Consider the following 16,948-nt stretch of genomic DNA (forward strand, 5'->3'; position numbering starts at 1 on the left):
TCCACCAGACGGAATATTCCGTAGCGAAACAAACCGATAGGATCGCCCCCATGCGCCGTTCGAAAATCGTCTGTACTCTCGGCCCCGCGGTCGACACCCACGAGAAGCTCGTCGCCATGATCGAGGCGGGCATGAACGTGGCCCGGTTCAATTTCAGCCACGGCTCCCACGCCGAGCACCAGGGGCGGTACGACCGCGTCCGGGCCGCCGCCAAGGAGACCGGCCGTGCCATCGGCGTCCTCGCCGACCTGCAGGGCCCGAAGATCCGTCTGGAGACCTTCGCCGAGGGACCGGTGGAGCTGGAGCGCGGTGACGAGTTCGTCATCACGACCGAGGACGTCCCGGGCGACAAGACCATCTGCGGTACGACCTACAAGGGCCTGCCGGGCGACGTCTCGCGCGGCGACCAGATCCTCATCAACGACGGCAACGTCGAGCTGAAGGTCCTGGACGTCGAGGGCCCGCGGGTGCGGACGATCGTCATCGAGGGCGGTGTCGTCTCCGACCACAAGGGCATCAACCTGCCCGGCGCGGCCGTCAACGTGCCCGCGCTGTCCGAGAAGGACGTCGAGGACCTCCGGTTCGCGCTGCGCATGGGCTGCGACATGGTCGCGCTGTCCTTCGTGCGGGACGCCAAGGACGTCGACGACGTCCACAAGGTGATGGACGAGGAGGGCCGCCGGGTCCCCGTCATCGCCAAGGTGGAGAAGCCGCAGGCGGTGGAGAACATGGAGGGCGTCGTGATGGCGTTCGACGCCGTCATGGTGGCCCGTGGCGACCTGGCCGTCGAGTACCCGCTCGAGAAGGTCCCCATGGTGCAGAAGCGCCTGATCGAGCTGTGCCGGCGCAACGCCAAGCCGGTGATCGTGGCGACCCAGATGATGGAGTCGATGATCACCAACTCCCGCCCGACCCGCGCCGAGGCCTCCGACGTCGCCAACGCGATCCTGGACGGCGCGGACGCGGTGATGCTCTCGGCGGAGTCCTCCGTCGGCGCGTACCCGGTCGAGACCGTGAAGACGATGTCGAAGATCGTCGTGGCGGCGGAGCAGGAACTGCTGAGCAAGGGCCTGCAGCCCCTCGTCCCCGGCAAGAAGCCGCGTACGCAGGGTGGTTCGGTGGCCCGTGCGGCCTGCGAGATCGCCGACTTCCTCGGCGGCCGCGGCCTGGTCGCCTTCACCCAGTCCGGCGACACGGCGCGCCGCCTCTCCCGCTACCGCGCCCAGCAGCCGATCATCGCCTTCACCACCGACGAGAACACCCGCAACCAGCTCACCCTCAGCTGGGGCGTGGAGTCGCACGTGGTGCCGTTCGTGAACACCACGGACGAGATGGTCGACATGGTCGACCAGGAGCTCGCCAAGATCAACCGCTTCAACACGGGCGACACGGTCATCATCACGGCCGGCTCGCCCCCCGGCGTCTCCGGCACCACCAACATGCTCCGGGTCCACCACATCGGCGGCATCAACAAGTGACGGCCTCCTGAAGGGCCTCGCACGACCTGGTACGACACCGAGGGCGCCCCCTGTGAAAGGGGGCGCCCTCGGCGCGTCGAGGTCGTCGGCCGACCCCGACGCAGCGGCCTCACACGGCCGGCGGTGCTCCGACCGTCTCCCGCAGCCAGGCGTTGCCGCCCAGTTCCGGATGGGCGGCGGTGATCAGCCGTACGGCCTCGGCCTTCGCCCGCTCGGCGAGCCCGCGCAGTTCCTCCCAGCTCAGCTCCGCCCTGGCCGGCGGCCAGTCCGTCGTAAGGGTGACGGTCGTCCCCTCCCGGTGGAAGGCGTAGACGTGCTGGGTGAGGGAGGCCTCGACCGCGACGTCAGCGCGGGTCTCCAACTCCCCTACCGCGTGGTCCAGCAGCAGGGCGATGTCGACCACCGGCTCTCCCAGCAGCCGCACGCCGAGGTCCACGCCGTGGACGACGAGCCGCAGGTCGGCCTTGAAGTACCGCAGACTGAAGTCCGAGGCACTCAGATCGGTGACCGGTGGCCGCCAGTCCGGTGACCAGGAGTCGTCGTCCGCACGCGGCTCGAAGGCAAAGTCGATCATCCGTCCTCCTTTCCCTCACCAGACGTTCTTGGGCATCGCGGTGACCAGGTTGCCGAACTCGTCGACGACGAGCCGGATGCCGTTCTGGCCGTTCGCCCCCGTCGTCACATTGTCGAAGGCGTAGTCGATGTAGTTGCCTCCGCGGGTATCGGCCTTCGCCCGGGGCACCTCGCGCCCGAACTGCGCCGCTTCCTCGATCAGCTTCTTGAGCTTGCCTGCGTCGAGCCCCTGGGCGAAGACGTTCCCCATATCGCCCGCGAGGTGGTAACTGCCGCCCCACAGATGCTCGTCACCGATGTGCTTCAGCGCCCCGCTGGTGATCGTGCGGCAGCTGATGTTGTGGACCAGCACCGGGCTGTCCCCGGCCATCACGAAGTAGGAGTGGACGCCCTCCACCGTGAGGTCATAGGTGAGCTGCGGCCTGGTGTACGAGGTGACCCCTACGACCGTGACCGTGCCGTGGTCCAGTGTCTGCAGCCGGTGGCCGGCCGCGAGGCGTCCGGCGTCCGTCCACGAGCCGGAGGTGAGGTCGTAGAACGGGTGGTCGGACGTGCCGGTGATGGTGCGCCGACCGCTCGGCGTGGCGACGGTCAGGTCGGTGAACCGGGTGTCGGTGGTGGTGCGGTGCGCCAGCACGACGCCGTGCCGTTCGGCGGCGGTGTCACCCGGCCGCGCGTTGAGGACCTGGTCCCCCGCGGCGACCTTCTCGATGGCACGGACTCCGCCGTCGGCCATCTTGACCATGGTCCCGGCCACGAAGCTGTGCTTCACGCAGAACGACACGCCCTTGGCGAGCCGCGCGTCGATGATGACCTTCAGCGCCTTCATCGTCTTGCGTGCCTTGGTCGCGCCCTCGAAGAACTTCGCGATCCCGGTGCTGACCCGCACGATGGCCGTGGCCACGGCCGGTGCCTTGCCGATCAGGGTGACCACGCTGATGGCGTTGACGAGCGTCCAGAGGCAGCTCTCCACGTCCGGGTCGGAGAAGCACTTCTTGGCGTCCGTGACCCCGAGCAGGTCGAGCAGGATCGCGCCGCCGTTCGCCTTCACCCAGTCGAGGACGTCCTGGTTCGCAGCGGCCATGGCTTCGCGGTACTGATCGACGCAGGTCTGGCCGCACTCCGCGAGCAGAGCGGCCTCCTCGTCCTTGGTCAGGACGTACTCCGCGGTCGAACCGCCGGAGTTGACGACTTCCGCCCGCTCCTGCCTGGCCCGCTCCCGTTCCTCGGCCTCCGCCCGCGTGGCCGCCTTGTCCGCCTGGTCGGCGTAGCCGGCGGCCTTGTCCGCCGCGCCCTCCGCAGCGGTGGCGTCGTTCTCCGCCTTGGTGGCGGTCCGGTCGGCCGCCGACGCGTCCTGTTCGGCGCTGTCGGCAGCGGAACGGGCGCTGGTGGCGTCCTTCTCGGCCTCTGTGGCATCACGGTCGGCCTGGGCGGCCGCCGATTCGGCCTCGTTCGCGGCGAAGTTGGCGTAGAAGGCGTCGGTGCCCGCCTGCTCGTCGTACTTCTGGGCGTTTGCGTCCGCCTTCTTCGCGGCTGCGGCGTCGACCGCCGCTGCGGCCGCCGAAGCGTTCGCCGCCGCGGCCGAGTTGACCGCCTGCACGGCGTAGTCCGCTGCGTCGGCCGCGGCCTGGAGGGCGATCTTCGCGTCGCCGGCGGCCTTGTCGGCGAGCGCCTTGGCCTGGGCCGCCGCCTTCTTCGCCTCGTCCGACTTGGCCTTCGCCGCGGTCGCCTGCTGCTCGGCGAGGGTCTTCGCAGTCTGCCCGATCAGCACCGCGTACGCCGCCGAGGCGTCACTCTCCTGGTAGGGAGTGCCCAGGCTGATCGCTTCGTCGGCCGCCTTGGTCGTCGCGGACGCGGCGTCCCGGGCGGCCTGCGCGTACTGTGCCGTGGCGGTGGCGTATCCGGCGGTCTTCGCCGCCCACGCGGCCGTCTTCGCGGCCTCGGCCACCGCCGCAGTGGCCTCCTTGCGCGCGGTGGCCGCTGCGGTCTGGGCCTTCTTCGCCTCGGCGTCGGCCTGCTCGGCCTTCTCCTTCGCCGCTGCCGCCGCGTCGATCGCCTCAGCCGCCGCAGCATGCGCGGTGGCCGCCGCGGCCTGGGTCTTCGCGTATGCCGACTGGGCGGCGTCGGCGGCGGACCGGGAACGCTTGGCCGCGCCTTCCGCACGCGTTGCCGCCGCTCGTGCGTTCACCGCGGCGGTGGTCGCGTCGTCGGCCGCCGCCCGGGCCCGGGTCGCCGCACCCGCTGCCGCGTTGGCCGCGGTACGTGCCTCCGTGGCCGCCTGCCGCGTCTCAGCCGCAGCCGAGGTGCCGTCGGCCGCGGCGGCCGCCGACTCCAGCGCGGCCGCCCGCGAGGCGGTGGCATCCTTCTCGTGCTCGGCCTTGGCCGCGGTGTTACGGGCCTGGTAAGCGCGCAGTTCGGCGTCCTCGGCCGCCGCCAGCTTCTCCGCCGCCGTGGCACCCGCCGACTCCGCGTCCGTACGGGCCTGACGGGCATTGTCCTGCTCGCCTCGTGCCCGTTCCTCGGCCGCGCCGGCCTTCGCCCGCTCGCTCGCCGCGGTGTCGCGCTCCCGCTCGGCGGTGGCCTTCTCGGCCTCCGCGACACCGCGCTGCCGCTTCGCCTCGGCGGCCTGGTCCCGGGCGGTCTGCTCCGCCTTCTCAGCCGTCGCCCGGGCGTTCTTCGCCGTGGTCGCGTCGGCCGCGGCCTCGGCCGCCAGCTTGGCGGCGGAGTCGGCGGCGGCCTTCGCCTGGGCCTTGGCCTCCAGTGCCGCCATCTTGCGGAACTCGGTGTTCAGCGCGTGCGTCTGGGTCTTGGCCAGTGCCAGCAGCGTCTGGGAGTCGGCCACGGTGGCCTTCGCCGCGTTCGACGCGGTCAGCGTGGCTTTCGCGGCGGCCTGGGCGGCGGCGTACGAGGCCTTGGTGACCTGCACCGACTGCTGGGCGTACAGCAGGCCCCGGCCACGGGGCTGCTTCGCGGCGTCGGCGATCTGCCAGGCCTTCTGCTGCTGGGCGGTCACGGTGTCGGCGGCCGTCTTGGCCCGTCCGACGGCCGCGTCCGCCGCGGTCACCTGCTTGGCTGCCGCGGCCTTCGCCGCGTTCAGGTCGGCCGTCGCCTTCGTGAAGTCGGCGGCCTTCGGGTAGTCGATGGAGCCCTTGTGCGCGGCCCAGTACTTCTGCCAGTAGAGGATCTGGTCCGCCAGCCACGCCTGCCGGACCGCCTCGGTCATCGCCTCCGTGGCGGCCCGTGTCTCCTTGGCCGCGGCGGCCTCGGCGGCGACGATCTGCTTGCGCTGGTCGGCCTGGCCGGCGTACTCCGTCTCCCACTCCGTGTAGGCCGCGGTGACGACCCCGGTCAGTACCCGGTAGTGGTCGATGGGGTTGTCGGTGTCACACGCCGCCCAGGCCTGCTTCAGCGCCTCGATCTCGGTGCGGAACTCGAGCGAGTCGGGCTCGGGGGCCTTGGTGGCGAAGCCGCCGAAGCGCAGGAAGGTGGCGATGTCGTTGGCCGAGGAATAGCCCAGGTTGCTCGTGTCGAGCAGTTCCCTGCCGGCGAAGTCCTTGTAGGCGGCCGCCCAGGCGTCGCCGCCGGTGTCGAACGCGTCGAGCACCTTCTTGGCCTGGTCCAGGGAGGCCTGGCCGGGGTGCGGGGTGGGATTTTCGGCCGCCTTGTTGTACAGCTTCTGCTGCGTGCCGAGGGTGAAGGTGACGATGTCCGCGCCGAACTCGGGGGCCCAGAAGTCCCGCCCGTTCGAGGAGTTCACCGCGCGGTACGGCTTGTTGGTCTCGTCCAGTTTCGTCTGGCGGTCCCGGAACGCGTTCAGCGCGGCGACGCCCGCGTCCCGGTCACTGACGGCGGCCTGGCCCCACTCGCCGCCCAACGCGTCCGGTGTCACGAACGCCCGCAGGCCGGCGTCCGTACCGGTGAGCTTCGTCGCCGCGGCCGCCTTGAGGTCGGGGCCGCCGAAGTGCACGGCCTGGCCCGCCTGGCAGCGGTCCGCGCGGGCCTGGGCACCCAGGCTGATGCGCAGGGTGCGCTGGTAGGGGTTGGCCGGGTTGTCGCCCGGTTCGTCCGCGGCGGCCGGAACCGCGTACACGAGTCCGCCGAGCACCGCCGCGGCGGTGGCGAGCGCCGTGCCGGCGACGCCCCGCCGGAGCGTCCTTCCCCCGATGTGTCTGTGTTTCCGCGCTGTTCGCACGTGCATGCCTTCCTCTGGATGGTCAGTCCGTCAGTCGGTCCGCGCGGGAAGCGGGCAGCGCACAGCGCGGCTCGTGGAGTGAGCCGAAATCCCCCTACGGGCGTGCGGTCGACACGCCCCTCCCCCCGGGACTTGATCATCCTGTCAGGCAACGGAACTTTACGAAAGTCATATCAGCGCTTTAGTTCCTCATTGGATTCCGGTCCGGATGACCGGCTCCGGGCAGAGCTGTGCCCCGCCGAGTCGATACTCGGCGGGGCACAGTTTCTCTGCGGCTCCCGGAAGGGTATGTGGTGGTGCTCAGCTGGTGCCGTCGGTCGTGTAGACGTGCATCCCGGGCACGTGCAGGGTGCCGCCGAACTGGCCCGCCTGGACGACCTTCACATTGGTGAAGTAGATCAGCGGAATGTTCAGGGGCGGCGGGTTGTCCGGGTCGAACGTGATCGGGATCAGGCCGAAGAGGTTGCCGGAGATCGACTCCGTGTACATCGTGGTGTCGCCGTTGCGGATCGTGGACGTCGAACCGGAGGCGGCCTGCACATGGTACGTCTTGTCGATCTTGGTGTCCTTGACCGTCTGGTGCAGGTCACCGATGTCGGTGCCGCCCGAGATGACGTACTTCAGCACCTTCTTCGTCTTACCGCTCGCCGTCTTCACCTCGACGATGCCCTGGTAGTCGGCACTCTTCAGCGTCAGCGAGCTGGCGCTCAGGTACCAGGGGTCGTCCGCGACCAGGACCTTGTTGTCGACACCGCTCACGTCGTCCGTGGCGGCGTCGCAGTCGTCGGCCGACGTGCTGGAGCTCGCGGACGGGCTCGGCGAGGCGGTCGAGGTGGCGTCCTCGGCCGCCTTGGTGGCGTCGCCGACCGCCTTGGTCGCCGTGTCGGTGGTGTCCTTGACGGTGTCCGTGACCTTCTTGACGGTCTTGGACACGGTGTCGGAGCCGCTGTCGTCGCTCGACGAGGACGAGGACGAGGACGCCGAGGCCGACGGCGAGGGCGTGGCGCTCGCGGTGGAGTCCGACGAGGACGAGCTCGCCGTGCTGCCGCCGCTGAGGATGCTGCCGATCGCGTCGCCGATCGAGTCCAGCAGGCCGCTGCTGCTCGCGGAGGCGGACGGCGACGGGGTCGCCGTGCTGCCGGAGCCCGACGAACCGGAGGACCCCGACGAGTCCGAGGAACCCGAATCGCCCGACGACGAGGACGACTTGGAGGCGGACGGCGTCGGCGTGGCCGTGTCGTCGGAACCTGAATCCGACGAGGACGACTTGTCCGACGACGACGTCGAGTCCTTGGCGTCGTCCGACGCCGTGGCCGACGGCGTGGCCGAGTCCGTGGCCTTGTCGCTCGCACTCGCCGAGGCGGAGGGCGACGCGGAGTCCAGGGCGGAGACGCAGTCCTTGTAGTCCTCGGCAAGGCTCTTCGACGACGCCGACGACGTGCTGTTGGTGTCGGCGATCGCGAGCGAGGACGTGAACCCGAAGCCCATGAGCACGGCCGTCGGCATCGCCACGGAAGCTATCGCCTTGCCCGCCGGCATGTGGAACCTGGTGAACAGCGGCTTCTTGGGCGCCGCATGCCGCGGCCCGGTTCTCACACGGGACTCGTCCACATCAGTCCCGTGGGTCACCTCGTCAGCCGGCACTGTGCCTCCCGTTCGCCCCGTTCACCGGGCTCGTTCCTGACAGGTCGTTCTCTCCCAGTGCCGCAGGGGCCTGGAAGGTGCCCCCGTCGCCCACGCCGTCCGGGCCCGGGTGGTAGGCGGCCTTCTCCGGGGCGTCGTCCCCGGCCGGCGGCACATCGCCCTCCGGCTGCGGCTGCTTGGGCACACCCGGCCCCCAGGCCACGGCCATCGCTCCGCCGATCAGGGCGAGCACGAAGCCCATGACGAAGCCACCGAAGTTGGAGACGGGGAGGGACACCAGCGCCAGCAGGATCGCGGCGACTCCCGCGAACGTGCGGATGTGCTTCTGGAACCAGAGGCTGACGCCCAGGACGACGAGCAGCACGCCGATGATCAGGGATCCGGCGCCCGCGGTGGTCGACATCGCCACCGTCAGGCTGCCGAGCTGGAGATGCGCGTACGGGAAGTACATGATCGGAAAGCCGGCGAGCAGGATGTACAGACCGGCCCAGAACGGCCGCGTGCCCCGCCAGGCGCGGAACTGCAGCCTCCGGCGGGCGAACTGGCCGGGTACGGCGGCAGGGGTCTCGGCGCTCATGGAAAACAGCTCCCTGGTGCGGCGTTACTGTGGTGGTGATGCTGTGTGGTGCGGTGGTGGTTCCTTGTACCGCGCGTGAAGACCGTGGGCGGAAGGTGGACGGGCGGGGGTGCCGTCGGCTCCCCCGCCCGTCACGGAGTGCTTAGTAGCACTCCGCGCCCGAAGTCGAGATCGACATGTGCAGACCGCTCAGCTTGAAGGTTCCGGCAGTGGTGGCCCACGCCGTCTGCTTCACGCCGGTCAGCGAGGCGTGGTCCGCCTCCTGCCCGAACCCGTTCGGGTTGGTCAGCCCCTTGTTGACCTCGTCCTGCTTGACGCCAGGACCCTTGCTCATGCTTCCGGCGGCGACACCGATGTTGATGTTGGTGAACGTCGCGTCCGCGGTGAGGTCGTCGAGGTCGATGTACAGCTTGGTGGCCTCGACCGGCTTCTTCGTGTCGGTGCCCGCGTGCAGGATCAGGCTGACGTTCCCGAAGAACGGCACGTTCGGCGTGACCACGGACTGGCACAGGTTGGTGATGGTCGCGCTGTTGAACGCCGACACCGCCACCGGGTGAGTGTTCGCCTTGGTGGCGCTGCTGCCCATGTCGACAGCACCGTACTGCTCGAAGCCATCACCCTCGAGTGAGTCGGCCGAGACCTTGAACTGCTGGCCCGACACGCTGAACGACGCGGCGAGAGCGCCCTGCGCGAGGGCGACACCTATACACGCCGTGGCGGCAACGCTGGGCACCATGACCACAGCGAACCGCTTCCATCTGGTCCCGCCACGCACCTGGGACTCCATATTTCCTCCTTCTCGGACGTACATCTCCTGGCCCGGAATCGCCCCCAACGGCGGCTCGGCCGGGCAGGGATGGGAGAAGTGCTACGTCCTCGGAAGGGGAGCGCCCGCACTCGGAGGCACGAACGCACCTCGATCACCGGCGATCACCCCCGAGCGACAACCACTGGTCGCGCCTGACACGCATCACGCACAACCTTGCTGGACAGGCTTCGCGGTGAGGCGAAGACCCCCCTGCCCAAGAGCCGGCGTCACTGCCGCCGACTCTGCTCGGTGGGGACCCACATGAACCCGCGGCCCGACCGGCTGTCGGGGTACGGGAATGGACCGAGCGTCGCCGATCGTGGTGCATTCTCGGCGCCCGCACAAGGGGCTTCGTTACTCGGGAGTAACGGGCGGATAACCGAAGGACGACCCACCGGTCTCGGAGAGCGACTCTGGGTGGCGTCCAGGGGCCGAGCAAAACAGTTGATCAATGGACGAAACCAGACAGATCAACAGCCCGGATTTACTCCGAGTAACAGCGGCCGCGATTACCAAGATTTGGTAAAGAGCGGCCGCCGTGGCCCCGCCTCGGCAAATCTTTCACTCGGGCATCACAGGACGTGACGTTTAGCGACTGGTCAGACCTGTGTTCAGATCGTTGCCTAGAACAGCGTGCGCGCCAGCGCCCTGCGCGCTCCCACAACCCGCGGGTCGTCGGTGCCCACGACCTCGAAGAGCTCAAGAAGCCGCCGCCGTACGGCATCCCGGTCGTCCCCGGCCGTCCGCTGCACGGTCTCGATCAGCCGCCCGAAGGCGTCCTCGACGTGCCCGCCCACCAGGTCCAGGTCGGCGGCCGCGATCTGCGCCCCGGCGTCGGCCGGCTTCTCGGCCGCCTCCCGGCGCACCTGCTGGGGGTCCATCCCCTGCACCCGCTGGAGCAACTCGGCCTGCGCGAGCCCCAGCTTGGCCTCGCTGTTGGCCGGGTCGTCGCTCAGCACGTTCTTGTACGCCTGGACCGCACCGCCGAAGTCACCCGCGTCCAGCGCCTGGACGGCGGCCTCCAGGAGCGCGTCGTACGGGCCCGCGGGCACCACCGTGGGCCCGGCCTGGGCACCCGGCTCCGCGTCCGGGTCGACGACGAGGCCGGTCAGCCCGAACCGCTCCTCGGCGACCTGCACCAGCTGATCCAGCGTCCCGCGGATCTGCTCCTCGCCGGCCGCGCCCTGGAAGAGCGGCAGCGCCTGCCCGGCGACGACGGCGAACACCGCCGGGATCCCCTGGACTCCGAACTGCTGCATCAGCATCTGGTTGGCGTCGACATCGATCTTCGCCAGCAGGAAGCGGCCGTTGTACTCGACGGCGAGGCGCTCCAGGACCGGGCTCAGCTGCTTGCAGGGCTGACACCACTCGGCCCAGAAGTCGATGACGACAGGGACTTCGGCGGACCGCTGGAGGACATCGCGCTCGAAGCCGGCTTCGTCGACGTCGATGACCAGATCGGCTGGGGAGACGGCACCGGCACCACCCTGCCGGGCCGCTTCGGCGCGCGCCTGCTCGGCTTTGGTCTTGGCCTCCTGGGCCGCCTTGACCGCGGCGAGGTCGACGACGCCGCTCATGGACATGTTCCGTGGCTGCATGCGTCTATCCTCCCCCGTTCCCGCGCGTGTGTGAAAAGCGGTGTGAAAGCCGGGCCGAACCCGTGTTCATCAACGGCGCCGGGTCCCCACCCCACGCCATGGTCGTCGCCCGTGCGGTCACCCACGAGCTTTCGCTACGACCCGTAGCGTAATGCCATCCGGGACCCGCGCGACACCACTTTCCGGTGATCTCCCTCACGGCATCACATGAACCGCCGGTTATGGTCGTGGGATGCAGAGCCGCACCCCCGCCGGACGTACCGGCCGCCCGCGCAGCGCCGCCGCGGACGCAGCGATCCTGGAGGCGACGCGGCAGGCGCTGGTCGAACTGGGCTGGTCCAAGCTCACCCTGGGAGACGTCGCCACGCGGGCCGGGGTTGCAAAGACGACCCTCTATCGACGCTGGGCGGGCAAGAACGAGCTCGTCGTCGACGCGGTGGCGGAGCTGTTCGACGAACTCGAACTCCCCGACCGCGGCAGCCTGGCGAGCGACATCGAGGGCGTCGTGCTGCAGTTCGCGGCGATCCTGGACCGCCCGGAGGCCCGGAGCGGCCTGATGGCGGCGGTCGCCGAGTCGACCCGCGACGACGCGCTGCGGGAACGTATCCGCGCGTCCATCGTGGACCGCCAGAAGCGACTCGTTCTGGAGGGCCGGGCCCGGGCGCAGTGCCGGGGCGAACTCCCCTCCGAGCCGGACCCGGAGGAGGCCGCCCGCACGGTGGACCTGATCTTCGACATGGTGGCGGGTGCGGTGGTCCACCGCACCCTGATGAGCGGCAAGCCGGCGGACGAGGAGTGGGTGCGCGACTTCACCCGCGTCCTGCTGCTGGGCCTCGCCGCCCCGCCGGCCGCCGAGGGCGGGTGGTCATAGGACCCAGGGGTCCAGGGGGCGCGGAGCCCCCTGGTACGCGGCTAGAACCCCGCCGGCTCCGTGTACACCCCCCACTCGTCCCGCAGCACCCCGCAGATCTCGCCCAGGGTCGCCTCGGCCCGTACGGCGTCCAGCATCGGCTCGATCATGCTGGCCCCGCTCCGCGCAGCGGCCAGCATCGCGTCCAGGGCGGCGCGCACGGCGCCCTCGTCCCGGGCGGCCCGGCGGGCGCCGAGGACCCGTACCTGCTCGCGCTCGACCTCGTGCGAGACGCGGAGGATCTCCAGGTCGCCGGTGACGGAGCCGGTGTGGACGTTGACGCCCACGACCCGCTTGTCGCCCTTCTCCAGCGCCTGCTGGTACTGGAAGGCGGACTCGGCGATCTCGCCGGTGAACCAGCCGTCCTCGATCCCGCGCAGGATGCCCGAGGTGACCGGCCCGATCGGGTGCCGCCCGTCCGGATGGGCGCGCAGCCCCCGCTCCTTGATCTGGTCGAAGATCCTCTCGGCGTCGGCCTCGATCCGGTCGGTGAGCTGCTCGATGTACCAGGAACCGCCCAGCGGGTCCGCCACGTTGGCGACGCCGGTCTCCTCCATGAGCACCTGCTGGGTGCGCAGCGCGATCTCGGCGGCCTGCTCGCTCGGCAGGGCGAGGGTCTCGTCGAGGGCGTTGGTGTGCAGCGAGTTGGTCCCGCCGAGCACGGCCGCCAGCGCCTCCACGGCCGTCCGCACCACGTTGTTGTACGGCTGCTGGGCGGTCAGCGAGACACCGGCGGTCTGGGTGTGGAAGCGCAGCCACTGCGCCTTGTCCGACCGGGAGCCGTAGACGTCCCGCATCCACCGCGCCCAGATCCGGCGCGCGGCACGGAACTTGGCGATCTCCTCGAAGAAGTCGACGTGGGCGTCGAAGAAGAAGGAGAGGCCGGGCGCGAAGACGTCCACGTCGAGGCCGCGGGAGAGCCCCAGCTCGACGTAGCCGAAGCCGTCGGCAAGCGTGTAGGCCAGCTCCTGCGCGGCCGTCGCGCCCGCTTCGCGGATGTGGTAGCCGGAGACGGAGAGGGGCTTGTACGCGGGGATGCCGGCGGCGCAGTACTCCATCAGGTCGCCGATCAGCCGCAGATGGGGTTCGGGCTGGAACAGCCACTCCTTCTGGGCGATGTACTCCTTGAAGATGTCGGTCTGGAGCGTGCCGTTGAGGACCGACGGGTCGACGCCCTGCCGTTCGGCGGCGACGAGGTACATGCAGAAGACGGGCACGGCGGGCCCGCTGATGGTCATGGACGTCGTGACGTCGCCGAGGGGGATGTCCTTGAACAGGACCTCCATGTCGGCGGCCGAGTCGATGGCGACCCCGCAGTGCCCGACCTCGCCGAGCGAGCGCCCGTCGTCCGAGTCCCGGCCCATGAGGGTCGGCATGTCGAAGGCCACGGAGAGGCCGCCGCCGCCGTTGGCGAGGATCATCTTGTAGCGCTCGTTGGTCTGCTCGGCGTTCCCGAACCCGGCGAACTGGCGGATCGTCCAGGTCCGCCCGCGGTAGCCGGTCGGATACAGCCCGCGGGTGAAGGGGTACTCCCCCGGCCAGCCGATCCGCTCGAATCCCTCGTAAGTGTCCCCCGGTCGGGGCCCGTACACCGGCTCCACGGGATCCCCGGAGAGCGTGGTGAAGTCTGCGTCCCGCTTGCGGGCCGCGTCGTAACGGGCCTGCCAGCGTCGGCGGCCCTCCTCGATGGCGTCAGCGTCCATACCTTCGAATTTACTAGGACGTCCTAGTAAATGTCGATGGGAAACCGCCGCACGGGTGTCCGTACGGCGGTACGGCCCGGGGGCCTACGGCCTAGGCCTGGACCTTCGCGGCCACCGGAGAACCCTCGGTGACCTTGGCGTCGAGCTCGCGGGTGACCTTGCGCTCCACGAAGAAGGCGGCGGTCGGGATGGTGCCCGCCAGCAGCACCCACAGCTGCTTGCCGACCGGCCACTTCGCCTTGGAGCCCAGGTCGAAGGCGAAGACCAGGTAGACGACGTAGAGCCAGCCGTGCGCGATGGCGACGACGCGCGTGACGTCGGCCGCACCGTCGATGTCCAGCCCGTACTTGGCGATCATGCTCAGGCACAGCAGCACCAGCAGCACACCGGTGACGTAGGCCAGGACGCGGTAGCGGGTCAGCACGCTCTTTTTCATGGGGACGAGCGTAACCACCCGTTCCGGGAGATCTTGTCCCGGGTCACTCCTGCGCGGAGGGCGGGTTCAGTCCTCGTCGAAGTCGTCCGCGGCGACCCGCAGCGGCCGCAGCATCGCGAAGATCTCCCCGCACTCCTCGGCGTCGTACACCCCGAGCCCGAAGTCCATCGCCATCAGGTCGCGGGTGGCCGCCTCCACGACCTCGCGGCCCTTCTCGGTGATCGTGGCGAGCGTGCCGCGCCCGTCGTTGGGGTTGGGCCGCTTGTCGACCAGACCGGACTTCACCAGCCGGTCGACGGTGTTCGTCACCGAGGTCGGGTGCACCATCAGCCGCTCGCCGATCTTCGACATCGGCAGCTCGCCGGCCTTGGAGAAGGTGAGCAGCACCAGCGCCTCGTAGCGCGCGAACGTCAGCTCGTACGGCTTGACCACCGCGTCGACCTCGGCCAGCAGGATCTGCTGGGCCCGCATGATCGACGTGATCGCGGCCATCGACGGGACGCTCCCCCAGCGCTGCTTCCAGAGGTCGTCGGCTCGGGCGATGGGGTCGAAGGGGAGACTGAGTGGCTTGGGCACGTCACCGACCCTACCGGCCGGTCATATAGCGGTCAGCCCTGTCTCGGCTTTCGGTCACCTCTGCCGGGGCGTGCCGGCGCGGCCTCCACGACTCCGGCGTCACGCCCTCCCCGACAGCCGCAACGACATCGGCACCGCCCCATCCTGGGCAGCCGCTACGACACCGGCCGCGACGACCGCCGGACCGCCGCCGCCAGGCCGCAGCAGCAGACCGCCCCCACCACCCCCGCGCCCGCCACGGCCGCCCGCACGCCCACGGCCTCCGCCGCCAGCCCCGCCAGAGTCATGCCGACGCCCTGCAGGGTCATCAGCCCGGCACTGAGCACGGTCATGGCCCGGCCGCGCAGCTCCTCGGGCACGGCCCGCACGAACCACTGGTCCAGGCCCAGCGTGTACGCCGACCCGGCCCCCGCCGTCAGCAGGAGCAGCAACGAGAGGGTGAGGGAGGGGCGCAGGGCGTAGCCCAGGTACGGCAGCAGGGTGAGGCAGACCAGCGGGAGGGCGATCCGCTCCCGGGCGGCCGGGCCGAGCCGGGCGCCGGCGAACAGCTCCCCGGCGACCGTGCCGACCGGCAGCGCGCACATCAGCAGGCCGAGCCCCGGGGATCCGGTGCCGAGCGCGTCGGCGTAGGGGGCGGCGAGCGCTTCGGGGACGACGGCGAACATCGCCGGGATCCAGAAGAGGAGGAGCAGGAGCCGGATGCGGCGGTCGGCGAGCAGTTGCCGGGTGCCGCCGCGCTCCCGGGCCTGCGCGCGGGCGGGGCGGCGCCTGGTGCCGAGGCGGAGCAGGGCGGCCGAGGCGAGGAAGGTGCCGACGGTGATCAGCAGGGCGTGCCGTGGGGTGAGGACGGCGAGGAGCAGTCCGCCGAGACCGTAGCCGACCAGCAGGGCGCTCTGCGCGACGATCCGCAGCAGGGAGCGGCCGAGCACGAACAGGTCGCCGCCGCCGAGGATGTCGGAGAGGGTCGCCATCCGGGTGCCGGCGAACACCGGCGAGACGACGGCGAGGGCACAGCGCAGCCCGAGCAGCACCCCGATGCCGGTTCCGGGCACCGCCATCACGGCGACGCACCCCGCGCACACCAGGTCGCACACCACCAGCACCCGGCGGGCCGGGAACCGGTCGGCGACGGGGGCCAGGAGCGTGCCGCCGACCAGGTAGGGCAGAAAGCCCAGCGCGAAGGTCAGGGCGCTGAGCAGGGGCGATCCCGTGAGGTCGTACACCAGCACGGACAGTGCGATCTCGCTGACGATCACGCCGAGCATGGACAGGACGTGGGCGGCGAAGACGGCACGGAACTCGGGCACGGCGAGGACCCGGCCGTAGCCGGCGGGTCGCTGGAGGGCAGGCGCGGACATGGACGGCAGCGTGCCCGTGCGCCCGCCCACCGCTTAGAGTTTCGGCACCAGCCGAATCTTCACCCCGGAACGGTCCCGCCATGCCCTCCCACCTCCACTTCGACGAGGACGACTACCTCCGGTGCCGGTTCGCCGTGTCGCCGCTGTGGGAGACGCAGGAGGCGGTGCGCACCCTGCGGCGGCCGGACCGGCACGGCTATCACGCGCCCTGGCTGCGGCGGATCAGGGCGGTGGCGGCCGGTCTCGACCTGCGGCCGCTGTGGCTTCTGATGCCCCGGCGCGGCCACTCGCCCGACTGGCTGGTGGCGCCGCCGACCGGCCCGGCCGCCTCCGTCGAGGAGGAGCTGGCGGCCCTGCGGGCGGTGGACCCGGAGACGGCCCGGGCCGACACCGCGCGCTCGCTCGCGGACACGCCGGGCGCGCTGGAGTCGGCGACCGGCCGGGCCTGGCTGGCCGATCCGCCGCGCATGGTCCGGGAGCTGACGGACGCGCTGGAGGAGGCCTGGCGCGTGCTGGTGGCCCCGGACTGGCCCCGGCTGCGCGCCCTGCTGGAGGCGGACATCGCCTTCCACTCCCGGCGGCTCGCGGAGGTCGGCCTGGGCGGACTGCTGCCGGAGATCCACCACAAGTGCGGCTGGCGGTCCGGGACGCTGACCGTGGCCTCGCCCGGCGCGTACGAGCGGCGCCTCGGCGGGCAGGGCCTGGTACTGATGCCGAGTGTCTTCACCTGGCCGGACGTGATCAGCACCTTCGACCCGCCGGCCCGGCCCACGCTGGTCTACCCGGCCCGGGGCATCGGCGGCCTGTGGACCGACCCGGCCGCGGCCACGCCCGACGCCCTGGTACGGCTCCTGGGCCGGGGCCGCGCCACGGTCCTGGCCGCCCTCGCCGACCCGGCCACCACCACCGCCCTCGCCCACCGGCTGCGCCTCGCCCCCTCCTCGGTCTCCGCACACCTGACGGCACTGCGCGACGCCGGCCTGCTGACCGCACGCCGCTACGGCCACCAGGTGCTGTACGAGCGGACCCCGCTGGGCATCGCACTGGCGTCGGGGGCACCGGGCGGCTGACCCGTGCCACGATCCGGCCCACGTG

Annotated in this window: 13 protein-coding genes; 3 read left to right on the forward strand and 10 right to left on the reverse strand. The window is 70.8% G+C overall.

Features of this window, described 5'->3' with window-relative positions:
- Positions 1-50 precede the first annotated feature (50 nt).
- Complete coding sequence (pyk, locus tag ABT137_RS31815) at positions 51-1,478, forward strand: pyruvate kinase (protein ID WP_351714566.1); 1,428 nt, start codon at positions 51-53, stop codon at positions 1,476-1,478.
- A 109-nt stretch (positions 1,479-1,587) separates the two neighbouring features.
- Here pyk and ABT137_RS31820 read toward each other — a convergent pair whose 3' ends face one another.
- The 6 genes from ABT137_RS31820 to ABT137_RS31845 all read right to left on the reverse strand — a co-directional run bounded on the left by ABT137_RS31820 (position 1,588) and on the right by ABT137_RS31845 (position 10,870).
- The gene (locus tag ABT137_RS31820) at positions 1,588-2,052 is read right to left on the reverse strand and encodes a hypothetical protein (RefSeq protein WP_351714567.1); all 465 of its coding nucleotides are present in this window, start codon (positions 2,050-2,052) and stop codon (positions 1,588-1,590) included.
- Positions 2,053-2,067: 15 nt separating this feature from the next.
- A complete protein-coding gene (locus ABT137_RS31825) occupies positions 2,068-6,249 on the reverse strand; it encodes a Hint domain-containing protein (RefSeq protein WP_351714568.1) in 4,182 nt (1,393 codons plus the stop codon).
- A 294-nt stretch (positions 6,250-6,543) separates the two neighbouring features.
- Entirely contained in the window at positions 6,544-7,887 is a 1,344-nt protein-coding gene (locus ABT137_RS31830; RefSeq protein ID WP_351714569.1) for a hypothetical protein, read from the reverse strand.
- Positions 7,877-8,464, reverse strand: a complete 588-nt coding sequence (locus ABT137_RS31835; protein ID WP_351714570.1) for a DUF6114 domain-containing protein — start codon at positions 8,462-8,464, stop codon at positions 7,877-7,879. Before ABT137_RS31835 ends, ABT137_RS31830 begins: the two co-directional genes overlap by 11 nt.
- Positions 8,465-8,606: 142 nt before the next feature.
- A complete protein-coding gene (locus ABT137_RS31840; RefSeq protein ID WP_351714571.1) occupies positions 8,607-9,251 on the reverse strand; it encodes a DUF6230 family protein in 645 nt (214 codons plus the stop codon).
- A 644-nt stretch (positions 9,252-9,895) separates the two neighbouring features.
- On the reverse strand, positions 9,896-10,870 hold the full coding sequence (locus ABT137_RS31845; protein ID WP_351714572.1) for a tetratricopeptide repeat protein: 975 nt from the start codon (positions 10,868-10,870) through the stop codon (positions 9,896-9,898).
- A 232-nt stretch (positions 10,871-11,102) separates the two neighbouring features.
- On the opposite strand from ABT137_RS31845, the gene ABT137_RS31850 reads away from it, so the two are divergent.
- Positions 11,103-11,741 carry a TetR/AcrR family transcriptional regulator gene (locus ABT137_RS31850; protein ID WP_351714573.1) on the forward strand — a complete coding sequence of 213 codons (639 nt, stop codon included), beginning with the start codon at positions 11,103-11,105 and terminating at the stop codon, positions 11,739-11,741.
- Between the two features lie 41 nt (positions 11,742-11,782).
- Here ABT137_RS31850 and icmA read toward each other — a convergent pair whose 3' ends face one another.
- From icmA to ABT137_RS31870, 4 genes are all read right to left on the reverse strand, one after another.
- Positions 11,783-13,483, reverse strand: coding sequence for a coenzyme B12-dependent isobutyryl-CoA mutase large subunit (icmA, locus tag ABT137_RS31855; RefSeq protein ID WP_351714574.1), 1,701 nt, complete (start codon positions 13,481-13,483; stop codon positions 11,783-11,785).
- A gap of 91 nt (positions 13,484-13,574) precedes the next feature.
- Positions 13,575-13,919 (reverse strand): DUF3817 domain-containing protein, encoded by a 345-nt coding sequence (locus ABT137_RS31860; RefSeq protein ID WP_093499022.1) that lies wholly within the window; start codon positions 13,917-13,919, stop codon positions 13,575-13,577.
- Between the two features lie 66 nt (positions 13,920-13,985).
- Positions 13,986-14,495 carry a MarR family winged helix-turn-helix transcriptional regulator gene (locus ABT137_RS31865; protein WP_351714575.1) on the reverse strand — a complete coding sequence of 170 codons (510 nt, stop codon included), beginning with the start codon at positions 14,493-14,495 and terminating at the stop codon, positions 13,986-13,988.
- Positions 14,496-14,650: 155 nt separating this feature from the next.
- Positions 14,651-15,853, reverse strand: a complete 1,203-nt coding sequence (locus tag ABT137_RS31870) for an MFS transporter (RefSeq protein WP_351714576.1) — start codon at positions 15,851-15,853, stop codon at positions 14,651-14,653.
- Between the two features lie 80 nt (positions 15,854-15,933).
- Here ABT137_RS31870 and ABT137_RS31875 point away from each other — a divergent pair, with 80 nt between their 5' ends.
- Positions 15,934-16,923 (forward strand): ArsR/SmtB family transcription factor, encoded by a 990-nt coding sequence (locus ABT137_RS31875; RefSeq protein WP_351714577.1) that lies wholly within the window; start codon positions 15,934-15,936, stop codon positions 16,921-16,923.
- Positions 16,924-16,948: the final 25 nt, after the last annotated feature.

The sequence above is a fragment of the Streptomyces sp. NPDC001980 genome (assembly GCF_040296885.1).
In the GTDB taxonomy this organism is placed as follows: Bacteria; Actinomycetota; Actinomycetes; order Streptomycetales; family Streptomycetaceae; genus Streptomyces.

Bases quoted from the DNA above. Each gene is read 5' to 3' on its own strand.
- pyk (WP_351714566.1), top strand. From the start codon at position 51: ATGCGCCGTTCGAAAATCGTCTGTACTCTCGGCCCCGCGGTCGACACC.
- ABT137_RS31820 (WP_351714567.1), bottom strand. From the start codon at position 2,052: ATGATCGACTTTGCCTTCGAGCCGCGTGCGGACGACGACTCCTGGTCA.
- ABT137_RS31825 (WP_351714568.1), bottom strand. From the start codon at position 6,249: ATGCACGTGCGAACAGCGCGGAAACACAGACACATCGGGGGAAGGACG.
- ABT137_RS31835 (WP_351714570.1), bottom strand. From the start codon at position 8,464: ATGAGCGCCGAGACCCCTGCCGCCGTACCCGGCCAGTTCGCCCGCCGG.
- ABT137_RS31840 (WP_351714571.1), bottom strand. From the start codon at position 9,251: ATGGAGTCCCAGGTGCGTGGCGGGACCAGATGGAAGCGGTTCGCTGTG.
- ABT137_RS31845 (WP_351714572.1), bottom strand. From the start codon at position 10,870: ATGCAGCCACGGAACATGTCCATGAGCGGCGTCGTCGACCTCGCCGCG.
- ABT137_RS31850 (WP_351714573.1), top strand. From the start codon at position 11,103: ATGCAGAGCCGCACCCCCGCCGGACGTACCGGCCGCCCGCGCAGCGCC.
- icmA (WP_351714574.1), bottom strand. From the start codon at position 13,483: ATGGACGCTGACGCCATCGAGGAGGGCCGCCGACGCTGGCAGGCCCGT.
- ABT137_RS31860 (WP_093499022.1), bottom strand. From the start codon at position 13,919: ATGAAAAAGAGCGTGCTGACCCGCTACCGCGTCCTGGCCTACGTCACC.
- ABT137_RS31870 (WP_351714576.1), bottom strand. From the start codon at position 15,853: ATGTCCGCGCCTGCCCTCCAGCGACCCGCCGGCTACGGCCGGGTCCTC.
- ABT137_RS31875 (WP_351714577.1), top strand. From the start codon at position 15,934: ATGCCCTCCCACCTCCACTTCGACGAGGACGACTACCTCCGGTGCCGG.